10 protein-coding genes are annotated in these 15,032 nt (G+C 71.7%); 2 read left to right on the top strand and 8 right to left on the bottom strand.

Translation table 11 applies throughout. From position 1 onward, the window contains the following. Positions 1–17: 17 nt before the first annotated feature. From ACQKQD_RS14685 to ACQKQD_RS14650, 8 genes are all read right to left on the bottom strand, one after another. Entirely contained in the window at positions 18–989 is a 972-nt protein-coding gene (locus tag ACQKQD_RS14685; protein ID WP_427508710.1) for an NADPH:quinone oxidoreductase family protein, read from the bottom strand. 55 nt (positions 990–1,044) lie between these two features. After that, positions 1,045–3,132: an ATP-binding protein gene (locus ACQKQD_RS14680; RefSeq protein ID WP_427508709.1), complete on the bottom strand. Its 2,088-nt coding sequence runs from the start codon at positions 3,130–3,132 to the stop codon at positions 1,045–1,047. Positions 3,133–3,352: 220 nt separating this feature from the next. Continuing rightward, complete coding sequence (gene polA / locus ACQKQD_RS14675) at positions 3,353–6,511, bottom strand: DNA polymerase I (protein ID WP_427508708.1); 3,159 nt, start codon at positions 6,509–6,511, stop codon at positions 3,353–3,355. Positions 6,512–6,533: 22 nt separating this feature from the next. Beyond that, positions 6,534–6,893, bottom strand: coding sequence for a HepT-like ribonuclease domain-containing protein (locus ACQKQD_RS14670; RefSeq protein WP_427508707.1), 360 nt, complete (start codon positions 6,891–6,893; stop codon positions 6,534–6,536). Continuing rightward, positions 6,874–7,170, bottom strand: a complete 297-nt coding sequence (locus ACQKQD_RS14665) for a nucleotidyltransferase family protein (protein ID WP_427508706.1) — start codon at positions 7,168–7,170, stop codon at positions 6,874–6,876. The genes ACQKQD_RS14670 and ACQKQD_RS14665 overlap by 20 nt, the downstream gene beginning before the upstream one ends. 60 nt (positions 7,171–7,230) lie before the next feature. Next, entirely contained in the window at positions 7,231–8,712 is a 1,482-nt protein-coding gene (locus ACQKQD_RS14660) for a UdgX family uracil-DNA binding protein (RefSeq protein ID WP_427508705.1), read from the bottom strand. After that, complete coding sequence (locus ACQKQD_RS14655) at positions 8,712–9,923, bottom strand: putative DNA modification/repair radical SAM protein (RefSeq protein ID WP_427508704.1); 1,212 nt, start codon at positions 9,921–9,923, stop codon at positions 8,712–8,714. Before ACQKQD_RS14655 ends, ACQKQD_RS14660 begins: the two co-directional genes overlap by 1 nt. A 76-nt stretch (positions 9,924–9,999) precedes the next feature. After that, complete coding sequence (locus tag ACQKQD_RS14650) at positions 10,000–10,545, bottom strand: regulatory protein RecX (protein ID WP_427508703.1); 546 nt, start codon at positions 10,543–10,545, stop codon at positions 10,000–10,002. Between the two features lie 224 nt (positions 10,546–10,769). On the opposite strand from ACQKQD_RS14650, the gene ACQKQD_RS14645 reads away from it, so the two are divergent. Both ACQKQD_RS14645 and ACQKQD_RS14640 read left to right on the top strand, forming a co-directional pair. Next, the gene (locus ACQKQD_RS14645) at positions 10,770–12,188 is read left to right on the top strand and encodes a TAXI family TRAP transporter solute-binding subunit (protein ID WP_091679401.1); all 1,419 of its coding nucleotides are present in this window, start codon (positions 10,770–10,772) and stop codon (positions 12,186–12,188) included. Between the two features lie 51 nt (positions 12,189–12,239). Beyond that, positions 12,240–15,032 (top strand): [protein-PII] uridylyltransferase, encoded by a 2,793-nt coding sequence (locus ACQKQD_RS14640; protein WP_020092537.1) that lies wholly within the window; start codon positions 12,240–12,242, stop codon positions 15,030–15,032.

The raw sequence follows: 15,032 nt of genomic DNA, 5'->3' as shown, positions 1-15,032 counted from the left end.
GGCGGCCGCGCCCCGGGTCAGGGCCGCAGGAGAACCTTGCCCACCGCCGCGCGGCGGGTCAGGAGGCCGAAGGCCTCCGGGTACTCCGCCAGCGGGTAGACGCCGTGGACCTGCGCGGTGAGCCTGCCCGCGGCGACCCAGTCGAGGAGCCGGCGCTGATCGGCCCGGTGCGCCTCCGGCTCCCGGTCCAGGAAGGCGCCCCAGTGGACGCCCTGCACGTCGAGTTCCTTGAGGAGCATCAGGTTCAGCGGCAGCCGCGGGATGGCGCCGGCGGCGAAGCCGATGACGAGGAAGCGCCCGCGCCAGCCGAGCGCCCGCAGGGCCGGCTCCGCGTAGGCGTCGCCGACCGCGTCGTAGACCACGTCGATCCCGCCGCCCGAGATCCGGCGCAGCTCGTCCTTGAGCGTCGCCGGGTCGTAGACCACGCCCGCCTCGGCGCCGTGGGCGCGGGCGACCGATAGCTTCTCCTCCGAGGAGGCGCAGGCGATCACCCGGGCGCCCATCAGCCGGCCGAGCTCGACGGCGGCGAGGCCGACGCCCCCGGAGGCGCCGAGGACCGCCAGCCACTCGCCGGGCCGCAGGCGCGCGCGGTTCGCCAGGGCGTGCAGCGAGGTGCCGTAGGTGATGGTCAGCCCGGCCGCCTGCTCGTCCGGCACGGCGTCCGGCACCGGCGTGAGCCGGGCGGCGTCGAGGGCGATCAGTTCCGCGCAGCAGCCGTGCCCGGCATGGACGATCACCCGGTCGCCCACGGACACGCCCGCGGCGCCCTCGCCCAGCGCCTCGACCACGCCGACCCCCTCGCCGCCCGGCGAGAACGGCAGGGTCGGCTTCACCTGGTAGCGCCCGGCGGTGATCAGCGTGTCGAAGAAGTTCAGGGCCGCCAGCCGTATCCGCACCAGCGCCTGCCCGGGGCCCGGCACCGGGTCGGGGCGCTCGACGATCTCCAGATGGTCCGGCCCGTCGAGCCTCGTGCACAGCAGCGCCCGCATGGCGTCCCTCCTCCCCGGCGTTTCCCGGCCGATCAGGCCCGAACCGACCGTGCGGTCAAGCCGTTCCGATCATCTCGCGGATGCGGGCGCCCAGCACCTCCACCACGAACGGCTTGGTGATGACCTGCATCCCGGCCTCGAGGGGCCCGTTGCCGAAGACCGCGCTCTCGGCGTAGCCGGTGACGAACAGGACCTTGAGGCCCGGCCGCGTGAGCCGCCCGGCCTCGGCCATCTGGCGCCCGTTCATGCCCCCCGGCAATCCGATGTCGGACACCAGCAGGTCGATGCGCACGTCGGATTGCAGCACTTTGAGGCCGGCCGCGCTGTCGGCGGCCTCGATCGCCGTGTAGCCGAGATCCTCCAGCACCTCGGTGACCAGCATGCGCACGGTCGGCTCGTCGTCGACCACCAGCACGGTCTCGCCCGGCGCGGCCCGCGGCGGCGCGCCGACGGCGGCGTGCGCGTCCTCCTCGGCGACCGCGCCGCGGTGGCGGGGCAGGTACAGGCAGACCGTCGTGCCCCTGCCGACCTCCGAGTGGATCCGCACCTGGCCGCCCGATTGCTGCGCGAAGCCGTAGATCATCGACAGGCCGAGGCCGGTGCCCTGCCCCAGGGGCTTCGTGGTGAAGAACGGCTCGAACACCTTGCCGACGATCTCCGGCGCCATGCCGCTGCCGGTGTCGGTGACGCACAGCGACAGGTACTGGCCCGGCGGCATGTCGTGGCGCCGGGCGGCGCGCTCGTCGAGCCACGCATTGGCGGTCTCGATCGTGATGCGCCCGCCCTCCGGCATCGCGTCCCGGGCGTTGATGCACAGGTTGAGGAGCGCGTTCTCGAGCTGCGGCGGGTCGACCAGGGCCGGCCAGAGGCCGGGCGGCGCCACGACCTCGACCACCACGGCGGGGCCCACGGTGCGGCGGATCAGCTCCTCCATGCCGGCCACCAGCCGGTTCACGTCGGTGGGCTTCGGGTCGAGGGTCTGGCGACGCGAGAAGGCGAGCAGCCGGTGGGTCAGCGCCGCGGCCCGTTTCGAGGCCCCCTGCGCGGCGTTGATGTAGCGGTCGACGTCCATGACGCGGCCCTGGCCGAGCCGGGTCTGGATCAGCTCCAGCGAGCCGGAGATGCCGGCGAGCAGGTTGTTGAAGTCGTGGGCGATGCCGCCGGTCAGCTGGCCGACCGCCTCCATCTTCTGCGACTGGCGCAGGGCCTCCTCGGCGGCGGCCAGGGCGTCGGCGCGCTCGCGCTCCGCGGTGAAGTCGCGGCCGACCGCGTTGATGACGCCCTCCCCCGGCCGGGCCGCCCAGCTGATCCAGCGATAGCCGCCGTCCCGGTGGCGGTAGCGGTTGTCGAAGCGCGCGAGGCTCGCCCCCGCGGAGAGCTGGCGCGCGCCCTCGACGGTGCGGTCGAGATCGTCCGGGTGGACGAAGGCGATGAGCTTCGTTCCGATCAGCTCGTCCGGGCGCCAGCCCAGCACCTCGGTCCAGGCCGGGTTCACCGCGGTGATGGTCCCGTCGAACAGGCAGCGCAGCATCATGTCGGACGAGAGCGTCCACAGGGCGTTGCGGTCGGCCGTGCGCTCCTCGACCTGCTGCGCCAGCGTGGCGTTGAGTTGGCGCAACTCGGCCAGGGCGGCCTCCAGCCGGCCCTGGCTCTCCTTGAGGGCGGCGTCCGCCAGGACCCGGCCGGTGGTCTCGTTGGTGAGGATGAACAGGCCGGCGACCCGGCCTTCGGCGTCGAGAACCCGCGAGTACGAGAAGGTCCACCACGTCTCCCGGGCGCCGCGGTCGGTGTCGAGCTGCCACGGCAGATCGACGAAGCGCTCCGGGCGGCCCGCCATGGCGGCGTCGATGATCGGTTTGGCCTGATCCCAGGCATCGGCCCAGACCACGTCGAACCGCTCGCCCATCGCCCAGGGCAGCCGGGGGCCGAGCAGCGGGAAGTAGGTGTCGTTGAAGAAGAAGTGGAGGTCGGGCCCCCAGGCCAGGATCATCGATTCCGGCGAGTTGAGGACGAGCGACAGGGCCGCGCGGAACTCCGCCGGCCACGTCTGCGGAAGCCCCAGGGGATGACCCGACCAGTCGCGCGCGCGGATCATCCGCGCGGCCTCGCCGCCGCCGGAGAGGAAGGGGAAGGGGTCGGTCACGGGCTCTGAGCGATGCAGGTCATGGGCGTACGGCGTATGACCGTCTTCGGCGGCATCTCCAAGCTGCCCGGTCGCGGTTCGACGACGTCGTCTCAGCGCGCCGCCGTCCTCGCGGGCGGAGCGAAGCGACCCAGGGCTACGGGACGTCGGAAAGCGCGGCGCCGACGGGATCGCCTCGCTCCGCTCGCGAAGACGGCCGGCTGAGCCTCGGTCCGACCCGTCAATGCGCCTCCTGCCAGTTGCCCGCCGCGTTGGCCTCGACCACCAGCGGCACCTTCAGGGTCAGGGCCGGCGCCGGCGCCTCCTCCATGACGCCGCGGATGATCGGGATCGTCCGCTCCACCTCGTCCTCGGCCGCCTCGAACACCAGCTCGTCGTGCACCTGCAGCAGCATGCGCGCCCTGAGCTTCTTCGCGGCGAGGGCCGCCTCCATCCGCGTCATGGCCCGCCGGATGATGTCGGCGGCCGAGCCCTGGATCGGCGCGTTGATCGCCTGCCGCTCGACGCTGGCGCGCTCGGAGGGGTTGTTGGAGCGGATCTGCGGGTAGTGGCACACGCGGCCGAACAGGGTCGTGACGTAGCCCTTGTCGCGGCAGCTCTTCTTGGTGGTCTCGATGTAGTCCCGGATGCCCGGAAACTGCTCGAAATACTGCTTGATGAACGCCGAGGCCTCCTCGCGGCCGATGCCCAGCCGGTCGGCGAGGCCGAAGGCCGAGATGCCGTAGATGATGCCGAAATTGATGGTCTTCGCCCGGCGCCGCAGGTCGGGGGTCATCTCCTTGAGCGGCACGCCGAACATCGCCGAGGCGGTCGCCGCATGGATGTCGATCCCGTCCTCGAACGCCTTCCGGAGTTCCGGGATGTCGGCCATGTGGGCCAGCAGCCGCAGCTCGATCTGCGAGTAGTCGGCCGAGATCAGCCGGTTGCCGGGCGCCGCCACGAAGGCGCGGCGGATCCGGCGACCCTCCTCGGTGCGGATCGGGATGTTCTGCAGGTTCGGCTCGGAGGAGGACAGCCGCCCCGTGGTGGTCGCCGCCAGCGAGAACGAGGTGTGGACCCGCGCCGTCTCGCGGTCGGCATGGGCCTGGAGCGCGTCCGTGTAGGTGGATTTCAGCTTCGAGAGCTGCCGCCACTCCAGGATCTTCTTGGGCAGCTCGTGGCCCGCCTGGGCCAGCTCCTCCAGCAGGGTCGCGGGCGTGGCCCACTGGCCCGACGGCGTCTTCTTGGCCCCCGGCAGACCCATCTTCCCGAACAGGATGTCGCCGATCTGCTTCGGCGAGCCGACCGAGAATTTCTCCCCGGCATCCTCCTGGATCTCCTCCTCCAGGCGGACGAGGATCTGCGAGAAATCCCCGGACAGGCGGCTCAGCATCTCCCGGTCGACGCGGATGCCGCGCTGCTCCATCCGGGCGATCACCGGCAGCAGGGGCCGCTCCAGGGTCTCGTAGACGGCGACCCGGTGCTCGGCCACGAGGCGCGGCTTCATCATCCGCCACAGGCGCAGGGTCACGTCCGCGTCCTCGGCCGCGTAGGCGGTGGCCTTGTCGATGGCGACGCGGTCGAACGTCACCTTGTTGCGGCCGGTGCCGGCCACGTCCGAGAAGGTGATCGGCTGGTGGCCGAGGTGCCGGCGGGCCAGCTCGTCCATGCCGTGGCCGCCCTTGCCGGCGTCGAGCACGTACGAGATCAGCATCGTGTCGTCGAACGGCGCGACCTCGATGCCGTAGCGGGCGAGCACCACCCAGTCGTACTTGAGGTTCTGGCCGACCTTCAGGACGCCGGGGTGCTCGAGGAGCGGCTTCAGCCGGGCGACGGCCTCCTTCAGGGGGATCTGGCCCGGCACCGGCTCGACCACGTCGGAGGGCGCGGCGCCCTCGCCGAACAGGTCGGTGGCGTCCGCCTGCACCTTGGCGGCCTGGACGTGGGCCAGCGGGATGTAGCAGGCCCGGCCGGTGGCGACCGCCAGCGAGACGCCGACGAGGCCGGCCCTGTGGGCATCGAGCGAGTCGGTCTCGGTGTCGACCGCGATCACGCCGGCCTCCTCGGCCTCGGCGATCCAGGCGTCGAGCTGCTCCAGGGACGAGACCGTCTCGTAGGCGGCGGTGTCGAACGGCGCCACGGATTCCGCGGCCCGGGCCGCCACCACGTTGCCGGGGGTCGCCTCGACGGGCGCCCGGGGCTTGGCGGGCGCGTCCGGCAGGTCGAGATCGGCGAAGGGATCGATCTCGCCGCCCTCCGGCGGGGCGGCGCCCGGCGGTCGCTCGGCCCCGGCGGCCGCGGTCTCGGGATCCGGCGGCACGGAATCGCCGAAGAACGGCACCGCGTCGCTGCCGCCGGCGGTGTTGCCGTAGCCGTGCGGCCGGGCGCCCGGCAGGAGGCGCGGGTCGGGCTTCACCGCCTCGGGATCGACGTGCAGCATCTGGGCGATGCGGCGCGTCAGCGTGTTGAACTCCATCGCCTTCAGGAAGCCGACCAGCTTCTCGGGATTGGGCTGAGGCACGCCGAGGTCGTCCAGCGGCACCGGGACCGGTACGTCCTCCATCAGCGCCACGAGCCTGCGCGACAGCTTGGCCTGATCCACGTTGGCGAGCAGCGTCTCCCGCCGCTTGGGCTGCTTGATCTCGCCCGCCCGCTCCAGCAGGGCCTCGAGGCTGCCGAACTCCTTGATCAGCGCCGCGGCCGTCTTCAGGCCGATGCCGGGCACGCCCGGCACGTTGTCGGAGGTGTCGCCGATGAGCGCCAGCGCGTCGCCGATCTGGTTCGGCTGCAGGCCCTCCCACTTGGCGACGATCGCCTCGACGTCGAGGTTGCGCTCGGGCCGGTAGCCGGGCTTGCCCTTGGCACCCGACTCGAAATCGTAGAACCGCACCTGCGGCCCGACGAGCTGCATCAGGTCCTTGTCGGACGAGACGATGATGACGCCCGCGCCCCGCGCCTCGGCCTGGCGGGTGTAAGTGGCGATGAGATCGTCGGCCTCGTAGCGCTCCAGCTCCACCGCGTGCAGGCCGAAGGCGCGCACCGCGTCGCGCATCAGCGGCATCTGGCGCTTCAGGTCGTCTGGCGCGTCCGGGCGGTGGCCCTTGTAGTCGGGGAACATCTCCTTGCGGAACGAGCCCTCCGACTTGTCGAAGACGATCCCGAGATGGCTCGGCATGGTGCCGGCGGCGCCGTCCTGCAGGAACTGCGCGATCTTGGTGCAGAACAGCCGCACGGCGCCGGTGGGCAGCCCGTCGGAGGGGCGCGAATTGTACTTCTGGTCCTGGTTGATCGACTGGAAATAGGCCCGGAAGATGAAGGACGAGCCGTCGACCAGGATCACCTGATCGCCGGGTCCGACGGGCTTGGTCTCGGGGCTCGAGTCGGGCTTCGAGTCGGTCATGGGCTCAGGCGGCTCGGGGCGATCAGGAGTCGGGCGCGCGGGCGATTTCGGCGCGGCAGGCCGCGACGAGAACGGGCAAGCGCTCGTGGACGGTCCGCCAGACGATGTCCAGCTTGACGCCATGGTAGCCGTGACGAAAGACGTTTCCGATGGAGGCGATGTCGCGCCACGGAACATCCGGATGGCGCTCGCGCATCGCGTCGGTCAGCCGTCGGCTCGCCTCCGAGACGATCTCCAGGCAGCGGACGACCGCGTAGTTGGTCCGCAGGTCCGCCACGAAGGCCTCGAACGACATGCCGGCGACGAAGCGCTGAGCGGCATCGGCGTTGTCGATGATGTCCTCGCAGGCGGCGAGCGCCCGTTCAGAAGGCGGAAACCGCATCGTGCTCGGCCCGCTGACGGACGCGCGGCTTCAGGCTCTCCCGGTCGGCCACGTCGACCGGAACCGGGAACAGATCGTCGATGAAGCGGCACAGGCCGGCATAGGTGAAGAGGTCGCGCACGCGCTCCCGGTCGATCTCGATCATCACGTCGAGATCGCTGTCGGGCTGCGCGTCGCCCCGGGCAACCGAACCGAACAAGGCCGCGTGCAGAACGCCGCGGCGGCGCAGTTCCGCCTCGTTGGCGCGCAGGATGTCGAGGGCGGCGAGCTTGTCCATGGCGGCGGGACCGGAGGGAATCGGCGGCCGCCAGCATAGCAGAACCGCGGCAGAGGAGGATCAGGCCGTGAGCTCGCGCCCGAGCGCCTCCACCCGGCGCAGGTCGTCCACGAAGGCCGCGTAGGCCTCCGCCTTCGCCTCGTCCGGCAACCGGAGCAGGTAGGACGGGTGGACCGTGATGAAGCCCTGGAATCGGTTGTCGTGCCGGTCGAAGCGGAACGGGCCGCGCGCCCGGGTGATCGGGATCGCCTTGCCGGTCAGCGCCAGCACGGCGGTCGCGCCGAGCGCCACGACGAGCTTCGGACCGACGAATTCGAGCTCCCGGTCGAGCCACCACCGGTAGTGGCTGACCTCGCCGGCTGTCGGCTTCTGGTGGATGCGGCGCTTGCCGCGCTCCTCGAACTTGAAGTGCTTGACCGCGTTCGTCAGGTAGCTCGCGCCCCGGTCGATCCCGGCCTCCGCCATGGCGCGGGAGAGCAGCTGGCCAGCGGGCCCGACGAAGGGCCGGCCCTGCCGGTCCTCCTGGTCGCCGGGCTGCTCGCCCACGAAGGCCACCGTCGCCCCGACCGACCCCTCGCCGAGCACGGCCTGGGTGGCCCCCGGAACCAGCGGCTCGGTCCGGCGGATGATCGCGTTCAGCTCGTCGAGGCTCTTGGGATCCTGGTCGGCCATGGCGGCGACGGCCCGGGCGGGTTCGCGGCGTGTGGGCAAGGTCGGCTCCCTCTCGATCATGGCTTCGGTTCGCCCGGCCGCCGCCCGGACCAGGGCCGGGATCGCGGCCGTCTCGGGCATGTTGTGCCAGTACTTCTTGGGCATCTCCGCCCGCATCGCCTTCAGGTTGGTGCGGGCCGGGTTGAACGTGCTCTCGTAATAGGTCTGCCAGCCGGCCTCGAAGCCGTCGCCCTCCGGAAGATGGGCGCGGTCGCCGGGCGGCCCGAAAGTCAGGGTCTCGGTGTCCCAATGGGCCGAGCCCTCGGGCGTCAGGATCGACCAGCGCATCCCGCGGAAGCGATCGACGAAGAACGGTGCCGCCGCCTCGAGGATGTGGTGGTCCGGCTCGAACCACGCGACGTAGCGCTCGCCGTCCGGTCCCTCCGCCCGGCGGAAGCGCAGGAAGGCGTGCATCTTGTGGAGGTCGCGCCCGATCGCCTTCGCCATCCGGTGCAGGCGGTGGACCAGCGGGTCGCTGCCGACCTCCATCAGGTGCCGCTCGCCGCGGCAGACCCGCCAGATCAGCGCGTAGAGCAGGCCGTAGCGCTCCGGATCGCGGTGGGGGATCACCTGCGGGATCAGGCCGGCGACGGCCTTCGGCAGGACGAGCGGCGTGCCGCTCGCCGGCTCAGCGTCGCTGCCGAACAGGCCGGGCGCGTCCGACACCGACCACGTCACGGCTTCGGGCGCGACGCCCCGCGCGACGAGGCTCCGGGCGGCGTTGCGGAAACCGTCGAGATCGGCGCCGGGGCGCAGCGCGACGGCGCGCGGCGACAGCGAATCCCCTCTCTTCAGGGAGGGAGAAGGACTCGGCGCGTGACCCGCTCCCATCAGAACAGGCTCAGCTGCGCCGCGGGCTCGACCAGCCGCGTCCGCAGGTCGAGCCGGTCGGTGAGCCCGACCGGCCGATGGTCGGCGGCGACGAGGAACGGCCGCGCCCGCTTCAGGCCGGAGGTCAGCCGGGCGACGTCGTCGAGGCGCAAGGTCGCGTGGCGGCGCGCCCTGACGATCTTGTCGACCGCCCGCGCCCCGAGCCCCGGAACCCGCAGCAGCCATTCCCGGTCGGCGCGGTTCACGTCCACCGGGAACTTGTCCCGGTGCTTCAGCGCCCAGGCGAGCTTCGGGTCGATGTCGAGGGCGAGCATCCCGCCCTCCGACGCGTCGGCCACCTCGTCGGGGGTGAATTCGTAGTACCGGAGCAGCCAGTCGGCCTGGTACAGCCGGTGCTCGCGCTGGAGCGGCGGCGGCTTCGGCGGCAGGATCGCTGAGCCGTCCGGGATCGGACTGTAGGCAGAGTAGTAAACCCGCTTCAGGCCGACGCTGCCGTAGAGCAGCGCGCTCTTGCGGATCAGGGCCTCGTCGGTGGTGGCGTCCGCGCCGACGATCACCTGCGTCGAGTGGCCGGCCGGCGAGAAGCGGCGCTTCTCGGCCTTGGCCTGCACGATGCGCTCGCCGATCTGCGCCATCGCCCCCTGGATCGCGGCCCCGTCCTTCTCGGGCGCGAGCCGCTCCAGGCTCGCCTCGGTCGGCAGCTCGACGTTGATCGAGAGCCGGTCGGCGTAGAGGCCCGCCTCCTCGATCAGCCAGGGGCTCGCCTCCGGGATCGACTTGAGATGGATGTAGCCGGCGAAGCCGTGGTCGCGCCGGAGCGACTTCGCCACGCGGGTCAGCAGCTCCATCGTGTGATCCGGCGACTTGATGATGCCGGAGGAGAGGAACAGCCCCTCGATGTAGTTGCGCCGGTAGAAGTTCAGGGTGAGGTTCACGACCTCCTCCACGGTGAACTTCGCCCGCCGCACGTTCGAGGAGCGCCGGTTCACGCAGTAGGCGCAGTCGAATAGGCACCAGTTCGTCAGCAGGATCTTGAGGAGCGAGACGCACCGCCCGTCGGGCGTGTAGGCGTGGCAGATCCCGGCGCCGGTGGTCGACCCGAGCCCGTCCTTGCCGGCCGCCCGCTTCGGCGCGGCCGAGGAGGCGCAGGAGGCGTCGTACTTGGCGGCGTCCGCGAGGATGCGCAGCTTCTTGGCCAGGGTCTCGTCCATCGAACAGACAATGAACAACGCAGCCGAAGGTGCAAGTCCGGCGCGGCGTTCACCCCGGGCCGCGATGCCGCACCCGTCACGAAGGCGCGTCGGGCTCGCCGGATTCGTCGGGCTCCCGGTCGACCACACGGCGGGCGAGGCCGTAGGCGAAGCCGGCCCGGGCCAGGGCGGCGAGGTCGCGGTCGCGGTGCGTCGCCCGCTGGTCCGGGCGGCGATACGGTCCCAGGCGTCGCCGCTTGGCGTAGGCCTGCGCGGCCTGCTCCTCGATCGCGTCCGCCTCCCCGTCCGGCAGGGCGTCGCGCTCCGCCAGCATGGCGGCCTCCACGACGTCGCGCGGGACCCCCTTGGCGGCGAGCTTGGCCGAGACGCCGCGGGTCGAGGTGCCGCGACGCCGCAGGGTGGCGAGGCGGGTGTCGGCGAAGCGCGCGTCGTCCACGAGGCCGGCCGACACCGCCCGCGCGACGGTCGCCGTCACGAGGTCGGCGAAGCGTTCGGGATCCTCGCCCCGGGCCCGCGCGCGCTTCTGGACGCGGCGCGCGAGCGTCCGGCGCAGCATCTCGGTCGAGGCGCTGTAGCGCTCCAGATAGTGGAGCGCCGCACGCTCCAGCCAGGCCGGGCTCACGGGGCCGGGCGGCTTGATCTCGCGGTCGCGACCTTCTGGCGCGGATCCTGCAACGAATGGAGATTTCACCGGTTCTTCACGATCTCGACAGGTTTGCGTTCCATGACTCGGGTATGGAACGCGCGCAACGCGACAGGCTCGGCCATGGCCCGAACCACCGTTCTTCGCCCGGCACTCCGCAGGGCCGATGGCGCCTGCGGCTGCACGGCGCGGCGGCCGTACTGATGCGGCGCGAGTGGCTCCTGGTCCTCGTGGCCCTGGGGCTCGCCGCGGCCGCGGCCGCGATCGTCTACCTGTCGCGCCCGAACACCCTGACGGTGGCGGTCGGCCCCCAGGACGGGCCCGAGGCCGCGCTGATCGAGGCCTATGCGGGCGCCCTCGACCGGGCGCGGGAAGACGTCCGTCTCAAGGTGGTGCGCTACGGCGACGTGCGCGACAGCGCCCTGGCACTCCAGCGCAACAAGGCCGACCTCGCGGTGGTGCGGCCGGACGTGTTCCTGCCCGAGAACGGGCTGACCCTGGCGATCCTGCACGACGAGGCGCTGGTCATCGCGGCGCCGGAGGCGGCCGATCTCGACGACGTGCCGGCCCTGGCGCGCAAGCGGCTCGGCATCGTGGTCCGCCACAGCGCCGACCTGTCGTTCCTCACGAACCTGCTCTCCTTCTACGACCTCGTGCCGGACATCGTGGGCGAGGACGCGCCGGAGGCCGGCCACGCCGCCGAGGCGGAGCCCGGCCACGTAGTCGTGGTGCCGTTGAAGGTCGGCGACGTCACGGCCGCACTCACCGAGAAGCGGGTCGACGCGGTGGCGGTGATCGCGAGCCCGGCCTCCAAGCCGGCGGCCGCGGTCGTCCGCGCCGTCGAGCTGGGCGCGCCGGACCGCAAGATCGGCTTCGTCTCGATCCCGGACGGCGACGCGATCCTGCAGCGCTTCCCCGAGTTGCAGGCGGTGACGATCCCGGCCGGCACCTTCGGCGGCCGCCCGAAGCGGCCCGACGAGGAGGTCAAGACCGTCGGCGCCTCCTATCGCCTGATGGCCCGCGGCACGGTGAGCCGCGTCGCGGTCGCCTCTGCGACGCAGCACCTGTTCGAGTGGCGCTCGCGGCTCGCCTCGACCGCGCCGGTGGCCAAGCTGATGAAGGCGCCGGACTTCGACACGACGGTGGCGGCGACCTCGGCGCGCCTGCCGAACCACCCCGGCGCCGTCGACTATTTCGAGCGCGAGCAGCAGACCTTCCTCGACCGCTACGAGGACTACATCTACCTGTTCGCCTTCTTCGGCGGCACGATCGGCTCCGGCTTCGCGTGGCTCGGCCAGCGCCTCGCCCGCAAGCGCCGGGAGCGGGTCGATTTCGTCCTCGACCGGCTCCTCGACATCATGCGCGAGGTGCGCGCGGCGACCAGCGCCGCCGAACTCGACGCGATCGCGATCGAGACCGACGGGCTGGTGGCGGACGTGGTCTGCTACGCCCGCGAGCGCAGCATCGACGCGCGGACGGTCAGCGCGCTGATCCTGGCCGTCGACGGCGTCCACGCGGCCATCGCCGACGCGCGGCGGCAGACGAGCGAGACCGAGCCCCGGGCGGCGACCCGCAACCGCACGGCCCGGCTGCTCGCCCTCGATCTGCCGGCCGCGGAATAGCGGCGGGCGCCGCATGGCTGGCGGCTTAGGGATATCATGCTAACGGGAACCATGTTCGATCCCGTCGCCGCCCTCGATACGGTTCTCGAGAACCTCGACCGCGAGGCCCGCGAGCCCACGAAGCTCCGGGCCGCGCTGGTGCCGCAGCTGCGCCGGGTGATCGAGGAGGGCCACCGGGCCGCCGAGGCGCAGCTCCTCGAGGACCGCAACGGGCTGCTGTGCGCGCAGACCCTGTCGAATCTCACCGACGCGGTGGTCCGGGCGATCCACGACGCCGTGGTCTGGCGGCTCTATCCCAACGACAACCCGTCGACCGGCGAGCAGCTCGCGGTGGTCGCCACCGGCGGCTACGGCCGGGGCACGATGGCGCCGGGATCGGACATCGATCTGCTGTTCCTGCTGCCCTACAAGCAGACCGCGTGGTCCGAGAGCGTCGTCGAGGGGATGCTCTACGTCCTGTGGGACCTGAAGCTGAAGGTCGGCCACGCCACCCGCTCGGTCGAGGAGTGCCTGCGCGAGGCGCGGGCCGACATGACGATCCGGACGGCCCTCCTGGAGGCGCGGTACCTGTTCGGCACCCGGGTGCTCTACGAGGAGCTCGTGACGCGCTTCGACGCCGAGCTGGTGGTCGGGTCCGCCGCCGAGTTCGTCGAGGCGAAGCTGCGCGAGCGCGACCTGCGCGTCTCCAAGGCCGGCACCTCGCGCTACCTCGTCGAGCCCAACGTCAAGGACGGCAAGGGCGGCCTGCGCGACCTCAACACGCTGTTCTGGATCGCCAAGTACACCTACCGGGTCCGCGACCAGATCGAGCTCGTCAGCGCCGGCCTGTTCACCCCGGAGGAGTACGCGCTGTTCGAGCGCTGCGAGGAGTTCCTGTGGCGGGTGCGCTGCCACATGCACTTCGCCACGAAGCGCGCCGAGGAGCGCCTGTCCTTCGGTCTGCAGCCGCGGATCGCCGAGCGCTTCGGCTACGAGGCCCGGGGCGGCCTCTCCGGCGTCGAGCGCTTCATGAAGGCCTATTTCCGCATCGCCAAGGATGTGGGCGATCTCACCGCCATCGTCTGCGCGGAGTTGGAGGCACGCCACGCCAAGCGCACGCCGGTTCTCGACCGCTGGATCGGCCGGTTCCGCGACCGGTTCCGGGCGACCGCCATGGAGGCGGAGGATTTCTGGATCGACCACGGCCGGGTGAACCTGCGCGCGGAGGACGCCTTCGAGCGCGACCCGGTCAACCTCATCCGGCTGTTCTGGCTCGCCGACCGGCACAACCTCGCGATCCATCCGGACGCCAAGCGGCTGGCCAACCGGTCCCTGCGCCTCGTCAACCCGTCGCTGCGCGTGGACCCCGAGGCGAACCGGCTGTTCGTCGAGATCCTGACCTCGCGGAACGCGCCGGAGGAGGCGCTGCGCGAGATGAACGAGGCGGGCGTGCTCGGCCGCTTCATCCCGGATTTCGGCCGCATCGTCGCGATGATGCAGTTCAACATGTACCACCACTTCACGGTGGACGAGCACCTGCTGCGCACGGTCGGCGTGCTGGCGGACATCGAATCGGGCCGGGCCCAGGAGACCTACCCGCTGGTCTCGCGCCTCGTGCACTCGATCCATAACCGCACCGCGCTCTACGTGGCGATCCTGCTGCACGACATCGCCAAGGGCCGGCCGGAGGACCACTCGATCGCCGGCGCCGCCATCGCCGAGAAGCTCTGCCCGCGCTTCGGCCTGAACCAGGCGGAGACCGAGACGGTGCGCTGGCTCGTGGAGCACCACCTGCTGATGTCGATGACCGCGCAGAGCCGCGACCTCTCGGATGCCAAGACGATCGAGCGCTTCGCCGCGAGCGTGCAGAGCCTGGAGCGGCTGAAGCTCCTGACCATCCTGACGGTGGCCGACATCACCGCCGTCGGCCCCGGCGTCTGGACCGCCTGGAAGGGCACCCTGGTCCGCACCCTGTACGACGAGACCGAGGTCTACCTCTCGGGCGGCCATTCCGAGATCGCCCGCACCGACCGGGTGCGCCTCGTGCAGATGGGCCTGCGGGAACAGCTGCCCGGCTGGGGCTCGGAGGAGTTCGACGCCTACGCGGCCCGCCACAGCCAGGCCTACTGGCTCAAGGTCGACGGCACGCGCCAGCTCAAGAACGCGATCTTCCTGCGCGACGTCGTGCGCGACGGGCGGACCAGCGCGACCGACGTCGCCCTCGATCCCGTCCGGGGCGTGACCGAGATCACGGTCTACTCGCCGGACCATCCCCGCCTGCTCGCCATCGTCACCGGCGCCTGCGCGGCGGCCGGCAGCAACATCGTCGACGCGCAGATCTTCACCACCACGGACGGATTCGCCCTCGACACGATCTTCATCTCGCGCGCCTTCGAGCGGGACGACGACGAGCTGCGTCGGACCAAGCGCATCACCGCGGCGATCGAGCGGGCGCTGAAGGGCGAGATCAAGATCGCCGACCTCGTGGCCGACAAGCACCCGCCGACCAGCACCCGCGCCAAGACCTTCCCGGTGCCGCCGGACGTCATCATCGACAACGCCCTGTCGAGCCGGGAGACCGTGGTGGAGATCACCGGCCTCGACCGGCCGGGCCTGCTCTACGAGCTCACCACGGCCTTCAGCCGGCTGTCGCTCAACATCACGTCGGCGCATGTGGCGACCTTCGGCGAGCGCGCCGTGGACGTCTTCTACGTCACCGACCTCACCGGCACGCGGGTGACGCAGCCCGACCGGCAGGCCGCGATCCGGGCCGCCGTGATGGACGTGTTCGCCCACGACGTCGCGACGCTCAAGGCCGAGGGTCTGGAGGCGCTGGTGGCGGCGCCGCCGCCGCGCGAGGCGTGA

Source organism: Methylobacterium sp. NPDC080182 (assembly GCF_050281105.1).
Lineage (GTDB): Bacteria > Pseudomonadota > Alphaproteobacteria > Rhizobiales > Beijerinckiaceae > Methylobacterium.
This window is presented reverse-complemented; position numbering and strand designations above follow the sequence as displayed.

Coding starts and splice junctions, on each gene's coding strand:
- ACQKQD_RS14685 (WP_427508710.1), bottom strand. CDS start 989: ATGCGGGCGCTGCTGTGCACGAGGCTCGACGGGCCGGACCATCTGGAG.
- polA (WP_427508708.1), bottom strand. CDS start 6,511: ATGACCGACTCGAAGCCCGACTCGAGCCCCGAGACCAAGCCCGTCGGA.
- ACQKQD_RS14670 (WP_427508707.1), bottom strand. CDS start 6,893: ATGCGGTTTCCGCCTTCTGAACGGGCGCTCGCCGCCTGCGAGGACATC.
- ACQKQD_RS14665 (WP_427508706.1), bottom strand. CDS start 7,170: ATGGACAAGCTCGCCGCCCTCGACATCCTGCGCGCCAACGAGGCGGAA.
- ACQKQD_RS14660 (WP_427508705.1), bottom strand. CDS start 8,712: ATGGGAGCGGGTCACGCGCCGAGTCCTTCTCCCTCCCTGAAGAGAGGG.
- ACQKQD_RS14655 (WP_427508704.1), bottom strand. CDS start 9,923: ATGGACGAGACCCTGGCCAAGAAGCTGCGCATCCTCGCGGACGCCGCC.
- ACQKQD_RS14645 (WP_091679401.1), top strand. CDS start 10,770: ATGCGGCGCGAGTGGCTCCTGGTCCTCGTGGCCCTGGGGCTCGCCGCG.
- ACQKQD_RS14640 (WP_020092537.1), top strand. CDS start 12,240: ATGTTCGATCCCGTCGCCGCCCTCGATACGGTTCTCGAGAACCTCGAC.